Source organism: Bradyrhizobium sp. 62 (assembly GCF_023073035.1).
Lineage (GTDB): Bacteria > Pseudomonadota > Alphaproteobacteria > Rhizobiales > Xanthobacteraceae > Bradyrhizobium.
This window is the reverse complement of record NZ_JADPIT010000010.1, coordinates 229,036-244,666: the sequence shown is the minus strand read 5'-3', so window position 1 is coordinate 244,666 and position 15,631 is coordinate 229,036. Positions and strand designations below refer to the sequence as shown.

The following is a 15,631-nucleotide window of genomic DNA, read 5'->3' as shown; positions in this document are numbered from 1 at the left end:
GATGCCCGGGACGAGCCCGGGCATGACGCAACCGCCAGACATCGGAAGCCTTGGTGAGATCGCGGCGCTCAGGCGTGCCGCTCTTCGAGCGTGGGCTCGCCGATCAGGCCCAGCGTGTGCTCGGGGTTGAGGTGCAGGCCGGGGTCCATCAGCTCGCCGCGCATCAGCGCCAGCGGCGCGTTGCGGTAGAGCATCAAATCGTGGAAGGGATCGGTCAGGATCTTCGTCATCCAGACGAGGCCGGTCTCGACGTCGCGAATGAAGAACAGGTGCACCGTGCGGAACATCAGACCGCCGCCGCCGACGACGAGCCAGACCTTGGCGACCTGCCGCATGAAATCGGTCGCGCCCGCCCAGGGCGTGAACAGTCCGAACAGCGTGGGATCGACCAGCAGCACCAGCGGCGACAGCGCCCAGATCGACATCAGCACCACCTTGCGCCGAAGATTGTAGCCGACCTTGATCTCTTCCTTGTGCTCGTGCGTCGCCTGGTTGATCTGGTCGTAGCCGTGCGGCTCGAAGAAGAAGTGACCCGCCTGGCGCGAGGTCATCGAGACCAGCCAGCCGACTAGCGCCGAGATCATGGGATCGACGAACAGCCAGACATAGGCGAACAGGAAGCTCAGCGCGCTGACGAAGTGCAGGCTCTGATTGATGCGGCTGTGGTGATAGTAGCGATGGTCGTCCCAGCGCTGGATCCGCAGCTGCTCGAGATAGTTCTTGATCATGCTCTCCCCCAAATGCTTTCGGGTTCAGGATTTACAGAGATTCGATGTAGGCCGTGTGACATCATCATTTTGTCATGTGACGATGTGCACCGACGCGGTGACGCACGCGTGAGCTTGGGTTACGCCGCTTTTGCGACGTCGATCTTGCGGAAGCGCACCAGGGAGAAGTGACCGAGCGGCGGAATCAGGCGGCGCTCGGCGAGCTCGATGCCGTCGGCGCCGGCGAGCCATTTGGCATAACGCGACCAGGCGAACTCGGCGGTGCGGAAGCCGAGCGGACGCACCACCGGCTGCAACTTCTGCTCGATGAAGCGGCGCATGCCGGTATCGGCGCTGACGCGAGTGAGGATGATCAACTCGCCGCCCGGACGCAGCACGCGGGCGAATTCGTCCAACGCGACTTCCGGATTCGGCACGGCGGTGACGACGTATTGCGCCATCACGACGTCGAAGGAATTGTCGGGGAATTCGAGCTTCTCGGCATCCATCACCGCGAGGCCCTCGACGTGCTCTAGGCCGCCCTCGGCGACGCGCTGGCGCGCCTTGTCGAGCATCGCCTCCGAGATGTCGGTGCCGAAGATGCGCAGATGCGGCGCGTAGAGCGGCAGCGAGATGCCGGTGCCGACGCCGACCTCGAGCACCCGGCCGCCGATTTTGTTGGTGGCCGCGATCGCGGCCTGCCGGCCTTTGGCGAACACGCCTCCGAACACGAGGTCGTAGACCGGTGCCCAACGATCATAAGCCTGCTCGACCGTGCCACGGGTGAGGTCGAGCTGCTGGGTGCCGTCAAGGTTCATGATCTTAGCCATCGATGAGGTTCTCGCTGTGGTCGAAACGTTGGGGTCAACCGCGCACCGGCCGCCGCGCCATGATCGGCGAGGCGCGCAAGGCACGACTGGGCTGAAGTGAAGTGAGGTTGCCGACGAATTGGCGCGCGCTGTTTTCCCAGGAGCGCTCCAGCGCGAAATTGCGGCAAGTCTGGCGCGACATGGTGAGTGCGCGCAGACACGCGGCGCGCAGATCATGGTCGATCGCACCGATCGGATGATCGGCGATGACGTCCTTGGGACCAGTCACCGGGAACGCCGCCACGGGCGTGCCGCAGGCGAGCGCCTCCAACTGCACGACACCAAAGGTGTCGGTCAGGCTCGGAAACACGAACACGTCGGCGGCGGCGAGATGCGCGGTGAGATCGGCGCCCTTCTTCTCGCCGAGAAACACAACGCCCGGATATTTCTTTTCGAGCGGAGCCTTCTGCGGGCCGTCACCCACGACGACCTTGGTGCCGGGCAGGTCGAGCGAGAGGAACGCCTCGAGGTTTTTCTCCACCGCCACGCGGCCCATCGTCATGAAGATCGGCCCGGGCAGATCGAGCCTGGCCGGAGAGTCGGGATGGAATAGCTCGGTGTTGACGCCGCGGGTCCAGAAGCCGAGCCGCTTGAAGCCGCGCTCGGAGAGCTCCTGCCGCAGCGAGGGCGTCGCGACCATCGTCATCGCGGCGGCATCGTGGAAGTGGCGCAGCACGGCGTAGCCGACGCTCGCGGGGATGCCGGTTCGCACCGAGACATATTCGGGAAACCGCGTGGTGTAGGAGGTGGTGAAGGCGAGCCGGTTGCGGCGGCAATAAGCCCGCGCCGCCCAGCCGATCGGCCCTTCGGTCGCGATGTGCAGCGCCTCGGGCGCCGCCTGCTCGATCCGCCGCGCAATCTCCTTGCCGCTCGGCAGCGCAACGCGCAGCCCCGGATAGGTCGGCAACGGCCATGACCGAAAGCCGTCCGGCGTGAGGAAGTCGATCTCGACATCCAATGCCTTGGCCGCGCCATCCAGCGAGGTCAGCGTCCGGACCACACCGTTGACCTGCGGATGCCAGGCGTCAGTCGCGATTAATACCCGCATGGGGAAATCCCGAGATTTTTATGATTCTCGGCTTAGGACCATCAACCACGGATATTTCAGGCGTGTGACGTCATGGAAGTGTCGGCCCGCTGTTTTGTTCGTTAACGGGTCCGCTCAGCCACGAAACCGTCATGAACAATCCTTTCCGCCATGAAACCGTTTTCGGTTTTCCGCGCAAACGTCCCGAAACTTCTTGTCGTTAGTGATCTAGGCAACAGAGCACCGAAACGGTGCCGGGGCGACCAAGAAACACGGCGCAAACAGGGGCGACCAATGATCAATCTGGAGACGTTGAAGACTTATTCGCGCGCCGTTGCGTTTGGTGCAGTGGCTGTCACCGCGATCGCGTTCGCCGGCCCGGTGAAGGCCGCGCCGGTGCAGCTCTTCCCGTTCTTCCAGCCGCTGCCGCTGATCGCGGCGCCGCAGCCGTATCAGCCTTATCAAGCCATGCCTTATCAGGCTGCGCCGTCCGAAGATCAGGACGCCGTCGAAACGCCGGCCCGCTTCCGTCGCCAGTCCGTCTCCTACGCGACGCGCGAGGCGCCCGGCACCATCATCATCGATACACCCAACACCTACCTCTATCTCGTGCTCGGTAACGGCCAGGCGATGCGCTACGGCATCGGCGTCGGCCGCGACGGCTTCACCTGGTCCGGCACCCAGTCGGTGACCAAGAAGGCCGAGTGGCCGGATTGGACCCCGCCGCCGGAAATGATCGCCCGCCAGCCCTATCTGCCGCGCCATATGGCCGGCGGCCCCGGCAATCCGCTCGGCGCCCGCGCCATGTATCTCGGCGGCACCATCTACCGCATCCACGGCACCAACGCGCCCGACACCATTGGCAAGCACGTCTCCTCCGGCTGCATCCGCCTGACCAATGACGACGTCGCGGACCTCTACTCCCGCGTCAACGTCGGCACCAAGGTGATCGTGCTGCCGATGACGGAACGCCGCGCGGATCTCGGCGCCGCGACGCGGTAAGCGACAGGACATTGTGACGCAAACGGCCCCGGAACCCACCGGGGCCGTCTTCGTTTGCCCTCGGCATCCCGATGCGCGCGCGTGCTGCGGCGCGATCCCCGATGGAGGCGCGAATGCAATCACGTCCGCAATCGCCGCAAGGCACTTGGCTCCGCGCGATCGCCGGCGCAGTGGCACTGCTGTTGACCGCGCCCGCCTCGCTCGCACAGCAGCCGGGGAGCGACGACGCAGCCCAGCAGGCCTTCAACAATTCCTGCCGAACCTGCCACTCGGTGAAAGAGGGCGACAATCGTCTGGGCCCTAACCTCAATAAAATCGTCGGACGCAAGGCCGGCTCGCTGCCGGACTACAACTATTCCTCGTCGATGAAGGAAGCCGGCTTCGTCTGGGACCAGGACAAACTGACCCGCTTCATGGTCAAGCCGGACGAAGTCGTATCCGGCAACAAGATGCAGCCCTATGGCGGCGTCTCGGCGGAGGAAGCGGCGAAGGTCGTTGCCTATTTGCAGGCGGCTTCGCGGTAGAGCTACCGACTTCACCGCTCTGCAATCAGCCTCAGCCATGCCGCCGAGTGAAACGCGCTCATCAAGAGATACATCGGCACCATCCCTCCGAGCATCGCCCCATGTCCGGAGCCGCACAGCATGTCGGCCGGGCCATCGAGCATGGCCGTCAGCACGGCCATGATGGCGAAGGTCGGGGTCGCCACCAGCCCCAGCCATCTGGCGAGGTGGCGCGCGGCCACCACGCCGTTGCGGCTCGCGCCGACAGTTGTTCTGACGGGACTAGTCACGTCCTTCCGCGGCCTCCTCGCGAAAAGCCTTCTCGCCGGCGGTCGAGATCTCGACCCATTTCTTGTCGGGTGCCGCACCTTCGGTGTAGCTGTCGTGCCAGTTCCACCATTTGTAGGTCGGCGTTTGCGGATAGCCCTTCGGCGAATCTTCCCAGACCTCCTGCCGTCCCAGCGGCGTGATGTCGAGGTAATTCCAGGTGCCGCCCATCTGCTCGTCGCCGCGGCTCTTGACGAAGTAGGTGCGGAAGATGCGGTCGCCATCGCGGAAGAACACGTTGGTCCCGTGCCATTCGTCGACGCCGAAATCGGCATCGAAACTGTCGGTGACGGTGACCCATGGTATGGTCCAGCCCATCCGCTGCTTCAGCCTGATGATATCGGCCTGCGGTGCGCGCGAGGCGAACACCAGCGTGGTGTCGCGGGCATTCAGATGCGCGACATGGGCGACCTGGTCGGCCACCGTGGAGCAGCCGCGGCAGGCATGATCCGGCCAGCCGAACACGCCCGGCTCGAAGAAGGCGCGGTAGACGATCAGTTGCCGCCGGCCCTGAAACAGGTCGTGCAGACTGACCTTGCCGCCGGGCCCCTCGAAAGCATAGGTTTTCGTCACTTCCATCCACGGCATGCGCCGGCGCTCGGCGGCCAGGGCGTCGCGGGCACGGGTATGCGCCTTTTCCTTTACGAGCAGTTGCTGACGGGCGGCCTCCCAGTCCTGCGGCGACACCACCGGCGGTGTTTGCATGGCGGCCTGTCCGTTGTTTCCTGCGTTGTCAGCTGATGTCATCATGGCTCTCCAACTTTTCCCGGGCGGCCGTTCCGTATCTCGCGATGCGAGATCCGGAACCGCTCGTCCCTCGCCGCACATTGTCGGCCGTCAACGATCTCTCGCACCGGACGGTTGCGTGGTGGGAGTAACAAGTGTGGCGGGATTTGAATGGAGTCGCTGATCACGGCGGCGGCCCGCGCGCTCCAAGCCGGCGATCCGCTGGGCGCGCTGAACCGCGTCGCACTGCGCAACGATGCACCTTCGCTGGCGCTGCGCGGTATCGCGATGGCGCAGCTCGGCGATCTCGCAAAGGCAAAGACATTGCTGCGCAGCGCCGCACGCGCCTTCGGCCCGAGAGAGGCGGTGGCGCGGGCCAGGTGCGTGGTGGCGGAGGCCGAGATCGCACTCGTCTCGCGCGACCTGAATTGGCCGGCCAACACGCTCGCGGCCGCGCGAGCGACGCTCGCAAGCCACGGTGACCTCGCCAACGCCGCCCATGCGGGTCACATCGAGGCGCGCCGACTTCTCCTTCTCGGGCGCCTCGATGACGCCGAACGCACGCTGGCCGATATCAACTCCACGCCGTTGTCCCCGGCTTCGCAGGTCGCCCGTGAGCTCGTGATCGCCGGCATCGCCATCAGGCGGCTCCGAACCAAAGACGCGCGCGCGGCGCTCGGGCGCGCGGCGAGCGCAGCACGGCAGGCCGGCATTCCAGCGCTTGCAGCCGAGGTCGAAAGCGCGAGCCACGTGCTCGACACGCCCGCAGCGCGCCTGATCACGCGCGGGCACGAACGGCCGTTGCGGCTCGAGGAGGTCGAGGACCTCGCGACATCGGAGGCACTCGTGGTGGACACGTTCCATCACGCGGTTCGCAGACGAGGCATCCTCGTGCCGCTCGGAAGGCGGCCGGTGCTGTTCGCGCTCGCCCGCATCCTGGCGCAGGCCTGGCCCGCGGACGTCTCGCGGGAAGCGTTGATCACGGGAGCGTTTCAGGCAAGGCACGTCGATGAATCGTATCGCGCCCGGCTGCGCGTCGAAATCGGGCGGCTCCGCACCAAGCTCAAGCCCCTCGCCGATGTCAGTGCGACCAGCCAAGGTTTTGCGCTGACGCCGCACAATACAGCGAGCAAGACGCGCGACGTTCTCGTCCTCGCACGACCCGTCGAGGAGAAGCACGCCAATGTGCTCGCCTTCCTCTCCGACGGCGAGCCCTGGTCGAGCTCGGCGCTCGCGCTGGCGCTGGGAACGAGCGCGCGCACCGTGCAACGCGCTCTCGAAGAGCTGGCGCGATCGAACAAGGTGCAGTCCTTCGGCCACGGACGGGCGCGGCGCTGGATGACGCCGCCCGTCCCGGGTTTCCCGACAGGCTTGTTACTCCCCGGACCGCTCATGAAGACGTAAAGTGGGATTCACACCACAGGGACCGAGCAGATGAAACGTTCAGCCGCCGAGATCGTCAGGGAATACGGACCCTTTGCGGGGGTCGAAGCCGTGCACGGCGTCACCTATGACGGCAGCCATATGTGGTTCGCATCCGGCGACAGATTGAACGCGGTCGACCCGGCCGATGGCAAGATCACCCGCTCCATCGATGTCGCCGCGCATGCGGGAACGGCGTTCGACGGCCGCCACCTGTTCCAGATCGCCGAGGACCGCATCCAGAAGATTGACGCTGCGACCGGCAAGGTGCTCGCCACCATCCCCGCACCCGGCGGCGGCGGCGACTCTGGATTGGCTTGGGCCGAGGGCTCGCTCTGGGTCGGACAGTATCGGGAACGCAAGATCCATCAGGTCGATCCCCAGACGGGAAAAATTCTCCGCACCATCGAAAGCAAGCGCTTCGTCACCGGCGTGACCTGGGTCGACGGCGAGCTCTGGCACGGCACCTGGGAAGGCGAAGACAGCGACATCAGGCGGATCGACCCCGAGACGGGCAAGGTGCTGGAGCAGCTCGACCTGCCTTCAGGTACCATGGTCTCAGGGCTCGAGTCCGACGGCGGCGATCACTTGTTCTGCGGCGGGGGAAATCGCGGCAATGTGAGAGCCGTCCGCCGTCCCCGGCGCGGCTAATCTCAGGATGGGCCCCACAGCTTTATTCAAGATGGCTTGCCGACACTTGGCTGTTGCGCTCGCTGCGATCATGCGGACGTGAGTGCCTAGCCACATTCCTAAGGGGCGTACGAAAGACGCTCGCCCCAATGCGGGTTGAACCGATGAATGGATTGACAGTCGGCCTCCGCACTACTTATCTCATACTGCTCATTCCTTTTCACGGTATCCCTTTCTATGTTCAACGCTCACGTTCTGCTCGCGTTCACCCTTGCATCGCTGGTGCTGAACATTACTCCAGGTCCGGACATGATGTTGACGCTCACGCGCGGCATGACGCAAGGCTTTAGAGCTGCCTTCATGAGCGTCTTGGGGACATTCTTTGCCGGATTCATCCAAATACCGCTTGTTGTTCTAGGTCTCGCCGAAATCTTCCAGCATTCACCGGAACTGTTCTCCGCCGTGAGATTGCTCGGTGCGGCTTACCTAGCATACCTTGGTGTTCGCGCTTTTTGGCGGAGTATTCGCCTCGATAAGAATACAGCACGCGCGGCGCCGGCAGGCGCACACCGAGCTGCTTTCATACAGGGCTTCACTACGAACCTGCTCAACCCGAAGGTCTTCCTGTTTATGACGGCGTTCCTGCCCCAATTCACTGATCACACTGTTGGTCCGGTCTGGGAACAACTGTTGATTCTTGCAGTAGTCTCGAAGACCCTTGGCTGCGTCGTCTATGTCGGCATCGCCGCTGGCGCTTCCAGCATTGGCGGCTGGCTTTCCCGCAACGCCTGGTTTGCCAAGCTACAAGAAGGCATCCTTGGCGCTGTCATGCTGGCCATTGCAGGGTTGCTTTTCGTTGATCGTAGCGCCCCGGTGCCCACGCGCTAGGCTAGCGCCCTCCTCGGCTGCCCTGTAGACTTCCGCTCCGGGCGGCCTGGGGGATTGATGCGACTAACGCTGAACTTGAAGACTATCCTGATCGCCATCGCGGTGCTCGCGGCGTCGTTCTTCATCAGCCTGAAGGCGATGGACTGGCTGTCGCCGCGCGCGACCAATTCCGCGCCTCCGGTCGCGCAACTGCCGCCGCTGCCGCCGGCCTCCAAGAGTTCGATCGTGATCGCACCGGTCGCCATCGCGGTGTCGGCGATCCGCGAGCAGGCCGAGAAGGCCGCGCCGCGTAATTTCGCGGGGAAGGCCGAGAACCCGATCTCGCAGATCCTGGAGAACGCCGACATCGGCTGGTCCGCCGTACGCGGGCCGATGGCGGCTGCGGGCGACAAGGACGTGCTGACGATCTCGACGCCACTCAGCGGCAAGCTGAACGTGACGGGATCGCTGTCCTCGAAGGCCACCGGCGCGCTCGGCGACGCGCTCAGCGGCGTGCTCGGCGGTGACGCGGCGAAACGAATCGGCGCGGTCAACATCAAGAACCTGAATGCCAGCGCCGAGATCAAGGGTAACGTGGTCATCACCTCGCGCCCGAAGCTCGCCGCGAACTGGCATCTCGAGCCCAATCTCGGCGCCCAGGTCAATCTCGGCGACACCAACCTCAACGTCGCCGGCGCCAAGGTCAACGTGCCGGCGCAGGTGAAGCCGCTGATCGACAAGAACGTCGGCGAGCAGATCAACATCGTCTCCGAGCGCATCCGCAACGATCCGTCGCTGCGGGAGAATGCGAAGCTACAATGGGCCAAGGCCTGCCGCTCGATTCCGCTGCAAGGCTCGGGGTCTTCCGCCGCGCTGCCGCCGCTCTGGCTTGAGATGAAGCCGACCCGCGCCATCGCGGCGCAGCCGCGCGTCGACGCACAGAACGTGACGCTGCTGCTTGGCCTCGAACTCGAGACGCGCGTGATCTCGACACCGTCCAAGCCGGACTGTCCGTTCCCCGACAAGATCTCGATCGTGCCGCCGACCGGCACCGGCGTGAACATCGGCGTGCCGATCGACGTGCCCTTCACCGAGATCAACAAGCTGATCGCGGCGCAGATGGTCGGCCACACCTATCCCGAGGACGGCTCCGGTCCGGTCGATGTCACCGTGAAAAGCGTCAACGTGGTCCCGTCGGGCGAGCGGTTGCTGATCTCGCTCCTGGTCCGCGCCAAGGAGAAGAAGAGCTGGCTCGGTCTCGGCGCGGAGGCGACCGTGCATATCTGGGGCCGGCCGATGCTCGACCAGGCGCAGCAGACGCTGCGACTCGCCGATATCCAGCTCGCGGTGGAATCCGAGGCGGCCTTCGGCCTGCTCGGCGCGGCGGCGCGCGCGGTCGTGCCGCAGATGCAGCAGGCGCTGGTGCAGAAGGCGTCTCTCGACCTGAAGCCGATCGCCGCCAACGCCCGTGAGAAGATCGCGGCCGCGATCGCCGACTACCAGAAGAACGAGGACGGCCTCAAGGTCGATGCCAAGATCGACAGCCTCACTCTCGCCGACATCGCCTTCGATTCCAAGACGCTGCGCATCGTCGCCGAAGCCGGCGGCTCGCTCAATGTGTATGTCACCAAGCTGTCGGGAATGTAGCGCGCGCCTTTCCTCAACGGATCCGTTCGCGTCGTCGCTTGCGCCGCTGGCATTCTGGTCGGAGGATGCTAAGCTGCTCTTCACAACCTCAGACGAGGTCCTGACAGCATCGTAGCTGATAACGCGAGGACAACATGGAAGCCGGCATGGTCACGCCTGCGCCGGCACTGGTGCGCTTTTCCGGCATTCAGAAAACCTACGATGGCGAGCACCTCGTGGTGAAGAACCTCGATCTCGACATCAGGAAGGGCGAGTTCGTCACCCTGCTCGGCCCGTCCGGATCGGGCAAGACGACCACGCTGATGATGCTGGCCGGCTTCGAGGTTCCGACACAGGGCGAGATCTACCTCGCGGACCGGCCGATCAAGAACGTGCCGCCACACAAGCGCGACATCGGCATGGTGTTCCAGAACTATGCCCTGTTTCCGCACCTGACGATTGCGGAAAATATCGCCTTCCCGCTCTCGGTTCGCAACACGAACAAGGCCGAAGCGCAGGATCGTGTCAAAGCGGCATTGCGCATGATCAAGATGGAAACCCTGGCGCAGCGGCGGCCTGGGCAGCTGTCCGGTGGTCAACAGCAGCGCGTGGCGCTCGCCCGCGCTCTGGTTTTCAATCCGCAACTCGTGCTGATGGACGAGCCACTGGGCGCCCTGGACAAGCGCCTGCGGGAGCAGATGCAACTGGAGATCAAGCAACTGCACGAGACAATGGGCATCACCGTCGTCTACGTCACGCACGATCAAAGTGAAGCGCTCACCATGTCGGACCGCATCGCCGTGTTCAACGACGGCATCGTGCAGCAGATCGACAGGCCGGACGCGCTGTATGAGCATCCGGTGAACAGCTTCGTCGCCCATTTCATCGGCGAGAACAATGTGCTGTCCGGCACCGTCGAGACGGTCGAGAAACAATATTGCCGCGTTGCGCTGGCGGGCGGCGGCGCCGTGACCGCACGCGCAGTTAACGTATCGGGCACGGGCGCATCGACCTCGCTGTCGGTGCGGCCGGAGCGGATCGCCATTATTCTGGATGGCACCTCCAGCGACGAACCCAACCGACTGCCAGCCAAGGTGCAGAACACCATCTATCTTGGCGACCACGCGCTGGCCGTGCTCGACGTCGCCGACAACAAGGAGTTCATGGTCAAGCTTCAGCCGGGGACGCATGGCAGCCTGAGAGCTGGCAGCCTTACACCCGGCGATGACGTGTTCATCACCTTCCGCGCGGAGGACTGCCTGGCCCTAGATCCCGTCTGATCCAAACAATGCAGCATCTCGCCAACGCGGGAGGGCCTGCACCGACCAAGCTCAAAGCAATTCACGTGAAGAAGAAGGAACAAAGACCATGCTGAAGCGCAAGATTGTCCTGGGGTTCGCCGCGGCACTCACCGCCAGCGCGGCGCTGGCCACGGTCGCGCAGGCGCGTGACCTCACCGTCGTGTCGTGGGGCGGCGCGTATCAGGATGCCCAGAAGAAGGTCTATTTCGAGCCGTTCAAGAAAGCGGCCGGTGTGCCCATGAACGACGAATCCTGGGACGGCGGCGTCGGCGTGTTGCGCGCCAAGGTGCAGGGTGGCGCCGCCACCTGGGACGTCGTCCAGGTCGAGAGCGACGAATTGGCGGTTGGCTGCGAGGAAGGCCTGTTCGAAAAGCTCGACTATTCGAAGATCGGCGGCGAGACCGCCTATATCCCGCCGTCAGTCAACGCTTGCGGCGTCGGCGCCATCCTCTACGATTTCGTTCTCGGCTACGACAAGGACAAGCTCAAGGAGGCCCCGAAGGGCTGGGCCGACTTCTTCGACACCAAGAAGATCCCGGGCAAGCGCGCCTTGCGTCAGGGCCCGAAGACCACGCTGGAGATCGCCCTCATGGCCGACGGCGTCGCGCCAAAGGACGTCTACAAGGTGCTGGCGACCGACGAGGGCATCGAGCGCGCGTTCAAGAAGCTGGACACCATCAAGGGCGACATCGTCTGGTGGAAGGCCGGCGCCCAGCCGCCGCAATTGCTCGCCTCCGGCGAGGTGGCGATGACCTCGGTCTACAATGGCCGCATCGACACCGCGAACAAGAACGAGAAGAAGAATTTCGGCATGGTCTGGGACGGAGCGCTCTTCACCATTGACACCTGGGTGATCCTGAAAGGCAGCCCGAACAAGGACGCGGCCTACAAGTTCCTGGACTTCGTCGGCAAAGCGGAGAACCAGTCGAAACTATCGGAGAACATTGCCTATGGCACCTCGAACAAGGACGCAGCCGCCCTGCTCGCGCCTGCCGTTCTCAAGGACCTGCCGACAGCGCCTGACAACATCAAGAATGCGGTCGAGATCAACGTTGCCTTCTGGCTCGAGAACATCGACCGCCTGACCGAGCGCTTCAACAAATGGGCCGCGAAATAGCGCGCCCGCAGGGGTCGACCGAAGGTAACACGAATGACGGATGCGCTCTTGACCGGCGCCGATGCGTCGACCGAGGTGCCGCTCAAGCGCCGATTGCGGCGGGCGGAGCGCGCACGCCAGGTCAAGGCATTGGCGCTGGTGCTGCCGCTTCTCGTCTTCCTGCTCTTCACCTTCGCTGGGCCCATCGCCGGCATGCTGTGGCGCGCCGTCGATGACCGGGAGGTGCGTCTGGTTCTGCCTCAGACCATCGCGGCTCTCGCCAGTTGGGACGGCAGGGATCTGCCGGACGAAAAGGCCTACGCGGCGCTGGCGGGCGACATCATGGCGGCGCGCGCTTCCGGCACCATTGCGATTGCGGCCAAGCGGCTCAATTACGCACTGAACGGCTTCCGCACCATCCTGACCACCACCGCACGCAACCTGAAGACTGCGCCCGAGCCCGGCACGGCCAGGGAGACGCTCGGCAAGATCAATCCGGCCTGGCGCGAACGCGCCACCTGGACCACGATCAAGGACGCCAGTGGTCCCATGACCGGCTTCTACCTTTTGTCGGCGCTCGATCTGACGCGGAACGCGGACGGCGCGATTATCGCAGCACCGCCGGATCAGGCCATCTACCGCGACGTTTTCGTCCGCACCTTCCTCATCAGCCTCAGTGTCACGGCACTTTGCCTGATCCTCGGCTTCCCGGTCGCCTACCTGCTGGCGGCGCTGCCGCCCGGCCGGTCGAACCTGCTGATGATCTTCGTCCTGCTGCCGTTCTGGACGTCGCTGCTGGTCCGCACCTGCGCCTGGATCGTTCTGCTGCAGGGCAAAGGCGTCGTGAACGACAGCCTGCTCTGGCTTGGCATCATCGATGCGCCGTTGCGCCTGATCTACAACCGCTTCGGTGTCTGCGTGGCCATGACCCACGTCCTGTTGCCGTTCATGATCCTACCGCTGTACAGCAGCATGAAGGCGATCTCGCCTGCTTACATGCGTGCCGCCGCCTCGCTCGGTGCGCCACCCCTCACCGCCTTCCTGCGGATCTACCTGCCTCAGACGCTGCCCGGCATCGGCGCGGGAAGCCTGCTCGTCTTCATCCTGGCGCTCGGCTATTACATCACGCCAGCACTCGTCGGGGGCGCCGCCGACCAGATGATCAGCTACTTCATCGCGCTGTACACCACCGAGACGGCCAATTGGGGACTTGCTTCGGCACTAGGTGCGGTGCTGCTGCTCGCCACTATTCTGCTCGCGCTCGCCTATGGAAAGCTGGTGCAGGGACAGCAGGTCACGGGAGGGATGAAGAATTGAGCGACAATTCCTCAATCCGCACGCCGAGCCAGCGTATCGCGTGGACCGCGACCATCGTGATCTCCACGCTGGTGTTCATCTTCCTGATCGCGCCGATCCTTGCGATCATGCCGCTGTCCTTCAGCTCGGGCTCGTACCTCACCTATCCGCTGCCGGGCCTCTCCCTGCGCTGGTATGACGACTTCATCAATTCGCCGCGCTGGATGAATTCGCTGAAGAACAGCATGATCATTGGTGTGGCCTCGACCCTGCTGTCGATGGTGCTTGGCACGCTGGCGGCGCTGGGGCTGGCGCAGTGGAAGAGCCGGTTCAAGCCGCTCGTGCTGGCCTTCGTGCTGTCGCCGGTCGTCGTGCCCGGGGTCATCACCGCGGTCGGCCTCTATTTCTTCTTCGCGCCGATCGGATTGACCGGCAGCTATCTCGGCTTGATCCTGGCCCACACCGCGCTGGCGACGCCCTTCGTCGTGATCACGGTCGGCGCGACGCTGCAGAGCTTCGACACCAATCTGGCGCGCGCCGCCGCCTCGCTCGGTGCCTCGCCGCTCGACGCGTTCCGCCGCGTGATCCTGCCGCTGATCCTGCCCGGCGTGGCATCGGGGGCGCTGTTCGCCTTCGCGACCAGCTTCGATGAGGTGGTGATCGTGCTGTTCATGGCAGGTCCGGAGCAGCGCACCCTGCCGCGCGAGATGTTCAGCGGCATCCGCGAGAACATCAGCCCGACCATCACGGCAGCGGCGGTGATCCTGACGACGGTCTCGGTCATCCTGCTCGCCACCCTGGAAGGCTTGCGCCGACGCAACGAGCGGCTCAAGGGCAGCGGCGCGTGAGACTTATCCCCCTCCCCGCTTTGCGGGGAGAGGGCAAAAACACCGCAGCGCCCTGCTTATTTCTCAACCCTCCTCGCGCATTCCGGGCTTTGCTCCCGCGACCGATTGTCGTTAGAACGGCTCCCGCAACAAAGCCCAAACAACAACGCTGAGGGAGAAAAACAAAATGCAAAAACTCATCGCCGCGATCGCGGCCGGTCTCGCTCTCGCCGCCACGTCAGGCGCCGCCCAGGCGCAGATTTCCGACGACGTCGTCAAGATCGGCGTGCTCACGGACATGTCGAGCCTCTATGCGGACGCGACCGGCAAAGGCTCGCTCGCTGCCGTCGAGATGGCGGTCGCCGATTACGGCGCCAAGGTCGCGGGCAAGCCTGTCGCAGTGGTCTCCGCCGATCACCAGAACAAGCCCGACGTCGGCGTCAACATCGCCCGCAACTGGTACGACAACGACAAGGTCGACGCGATCTTCGACGTGCCGACCTCGTCGGTGGCGCTGCCGATCTCGGCGCTGACGCGCGAGAAGAACAAGATCCACATCAATTCCGGCGGCGGCTCATCCGATATCACGGGCGTCGCCTGCTCGCCCAACACGGTGCACTGGACCTACGACACCTATGCGCTGTCGAACGTCGCAGGCCGAGCCATGGTCAAGCGCGGCGAGGACACCTGGTTCTTCGTCACCGCCGACTACGCCTTCGGCATGGCGCTGCAGCGCGACGCCGCCAACGTCGTCAAGGAGAGCGGCGGCAAGGTGCTCGGCGAGGTCCGCCATCCGCTCAACTCGTCGGACTTCTCCTCGTTCCTGCTCCAGGCCCAGGCTTCCAAGGCCAAGGTGGTCGCGCTGGCCAATGCCGGCGGCGACACCACCAATGCGCTGAAACAGGCGGCCGAGTTCGGCCTGACGGAGGGCGGCCAGAAGATGATCGCCTTGCTTATGGAGATCACCGACGTTCATTCGCTCGGCATCAAGTCGACGCAAGGCCTGATCATCACCGACGCGTTCTACTGGGACACCAACGAGGAGACGCGCGCGTTCTCCAAGCGTTTCAACGAGAAGGTCGGCCACATGCCGACCATGATCCAGGCGGGGCTCTATTCGGCGACCATGCATTATTTGAGGGCGATCGACGCCATCAAGACCGACGAGGCACCGAAGGTGATGGAGCAGATGCGCAAAACGCCGGTCAACGACTTCTTCGCCAAGAACGGCAAGATCCGCATCGACGGCCGCATGGTCCACGACATGTATCTGTTCGAGGTCAAGAAGCCCGAGGACTCCAAGGGCGAGTGGGACCTCTACAAGCTGATCGCCACCGTGCCCGGCGACGAAGCCTTCCGTCCGCTGGACAAGGGCGGCTGCCCGCTGGTGAAGGGAAACTAGGGG

At 64.3% G+C, this 15,631-nt stretch carries 16 protein-coding genes; 11 read left to right on the top strand and 5 right to left on the bottom strand.

All coding sequences use genetic code 11. From position 1 onward, the window contains the following. Positions 1–68 precede the first annotated feature (68 nt). From IVB47_RS05350 to IVB47_RS05340, 3 genes are all read right to left on the bottom strand, one after another. Entirely contained in the window at positions 69–728 is a 660-nt protein-coding gene (locus tag IVB47_RS05350; RefSeq protein WP_247460267.1) for a hypothetical protein, read from the bottom strand. A gap of 119 nt (positions 729–847) precedes the next feature. After that, the gene (locus tag IVB47_RS05345) at positions 848–1,537 is read right to left on the bottom strand and encodes a methyltransferase domain-containing protein (protein ID WP_247287963.1); all 690 of its coding nucleotides are present in this window, start codon (positions 1,535–1,537) and stop codon (positions 848–850) included. Positions 1,538–1,571: 34 nt separating this feature from the next. Next, complete coding sequence (locus tag IVB47_RS05340; protein ID WP_247460266.1) at positions 1,572–2,624, bottom strand: glycosyltransferase family 1 protein; 1,053 nt, start codon at positions 2,622–2,624, stop codon at positions 1,572–1,574. A gap of 273 nt (positions 2,625–2,897) precedes the next feature. Here IVB47_RS05340 and IVB47_RS05335 point away from each other — a divergent pair, with 273 nt between their 5' ends. After that, a complete protein-coding gene (locus IVB47_RS05335) occupies positions 2,898–3,605 on the top strand; it encodes a L,D-transpeptidase (RefSeq protein ID WP_247460265.1) in 708 nt (235 codons plus the stop codon). Between the two features lie 113 nt (positions 3,606–3,718). After that, positions 3,719–4,129, top strand: coding sequence for a c-type cytochrome (locus tag IVB47_RS05330; RefSeq protein ID WP_247460264.1), 411 nt, complete (start codon positions 3,719–3,721; stop codon positions 4,127–4,129). A gap of 11 nt (positions 4,130–4,140) precedes the next feature. Here the strand turns inward: IVB47_RS05330 and IVB47_RS05325 are convergent, their stop codons facing one another. Together IVB47_RS05325 and IVB47_RS05320 are read right to left on the bottom strand one after the other, a co-directional pair. After that, positions 4,141–4,398 carry a hypothetical protein gene (locus IVB47_RS05325; RefSeq protein WP_247460263.1) on the bottom strand — a complete coding sequence of 86 codons (258 nt, stop codon included), beginning with the start codon at positions 4,396–4,398 and terminating at the stop codon, positions 4,141–4,143. Continuing rightward, positions 4,391–5,185 carry a DUF899 domain-containing protein gene (locus IVB47_RS05320; protein WP_247460262.1) on the bottom strand — a complete coding sequence of 265 codons (795 nt, stop codon included), beginning with the start codon at positions 5,183–5,185 and terminating at the stop codon, positions 4,391–4,393. The genes IVB47_RS05325 and IVB47_RS05320 overlap by 8 nt, the downstream gene beginning before the upstream one ends. A 147-nt stretch (positions 5,186–5,332) precedes the next feature. Between IVB47_RS05320 and IVB47_RS05315 the strand changes: the two genes are divergently transcribed. From IVB47_RS05315 to IVB47_RS05275, 9 genes are all read left to right on the top strand, one after another. After that, the gene (locus IVB47_RS05315) at positions 5,333–6,565 is read left to right on the top strand and encodes a helix-turn-helix domain-containing protein (protein ID WP_247460261.1); all 1,233 of its coding nucleotides are present in this window, start codon (positions 5,333–5,335) and stop codon (positions 6,563–6,565) included. Between the two features lie 30 nt (positions 6,566–6,595). After that, the gene (locus IVB47_RS05310; RefSeq protein WP_247460260.1) at positions 6,596–7,234 is read left to right on the top strand and encodes a PQQ-binding-like beta-propeller repeat protein; all 639 of its coding nucleotides are present in this window, start codon (positions 6,596–6,598) and stop codon (positions 7,232–7,234) included. Between the two features lie 216 nt (positions 7,235–7,450). Then, a complete protein-coding gene (locus IVB47_RS05305) occupies positions 7,451–8,101 on the top strand; it encodes a LysE family translocator (protein WP_247460259.1) in 651 nt (216 codons plus the stop codon). Positions 8,102–8,158: 57 nt separating this feature from the next. Further along, complete coding sequence (locus tag IVB47_RS05300) at positions 8,159–9,727, top strand: DUF4403 family protein (RefSeq protein ID WP_247460258.1); 1,569 nt, start codon at positions 8,159–8,161, stop codon at positions 9,725–9,727. Between the two features lie 134 nt (positions 9,728–9,861). Further along, a complete protein-coding gene (locus tag IVB47_RS05295; RefSeq protein ID WP_247460257.1) occupies positions 9,862–10,986 on the top strand; it encodes an ABC transporter ATP-binding protein in 1,125 nt (374 codons plus the stop codon). 88 nt (positions 10,987–11,074) lie between these two features. Then, positions 11,075–12,124: an ABC transporter substrate-binding protein gene (locus IVB47_RS05290; RefSeq protein ID WP_027570655.1), complete on the top strand. Its 1,050-nt coding sequence runs from the start codon at positions 11,075–11,077 to the stop codon at positions 12,122–12,124. A 33-nt stretch (positions 12,125–12,157) separates the two neighbouring features. Next, positions 12,158–13,420 carry an ABC transporter permease gene (locus IVB47_RS05285; protein ID WP_027570654.1) on the top strand — a complete coding sequence of 421 codons (1,263 nt, stop codon included), beginning with the start codon at positions 12,158–12,160 and terminating at the stop codon, positions 13,418–13,420. After that, on the top strand, positions 13,417–14,247 hold the full coding sequence (locus tag IVB47_RS05280) for an ABC transporter permease (RefSeq protein WP_027570653.1): 831 nt from the start codon (positions 13,417–13,419) through the stop codon (positions 14,245–14,247). The genes IVB47_RS05285 and IVB47_RS05280 overlap by 4 nt, the downstream gene beginning before the upstream one ends. A gap of 166 nt (positions 14,248–14,413) precedes the next feature. Beyond that, entirely contained in the window at positions 14,414–15,628 is a 1,215-nt protein-coding gene (locus IVB47_RS05275) for an ABC transporter substrate-binding protein (protein ID WP_247460256.1), read from the top strand. The last annotated feature ends 3 nt before the right edge of the window (positions 15,629–15,631 follow it).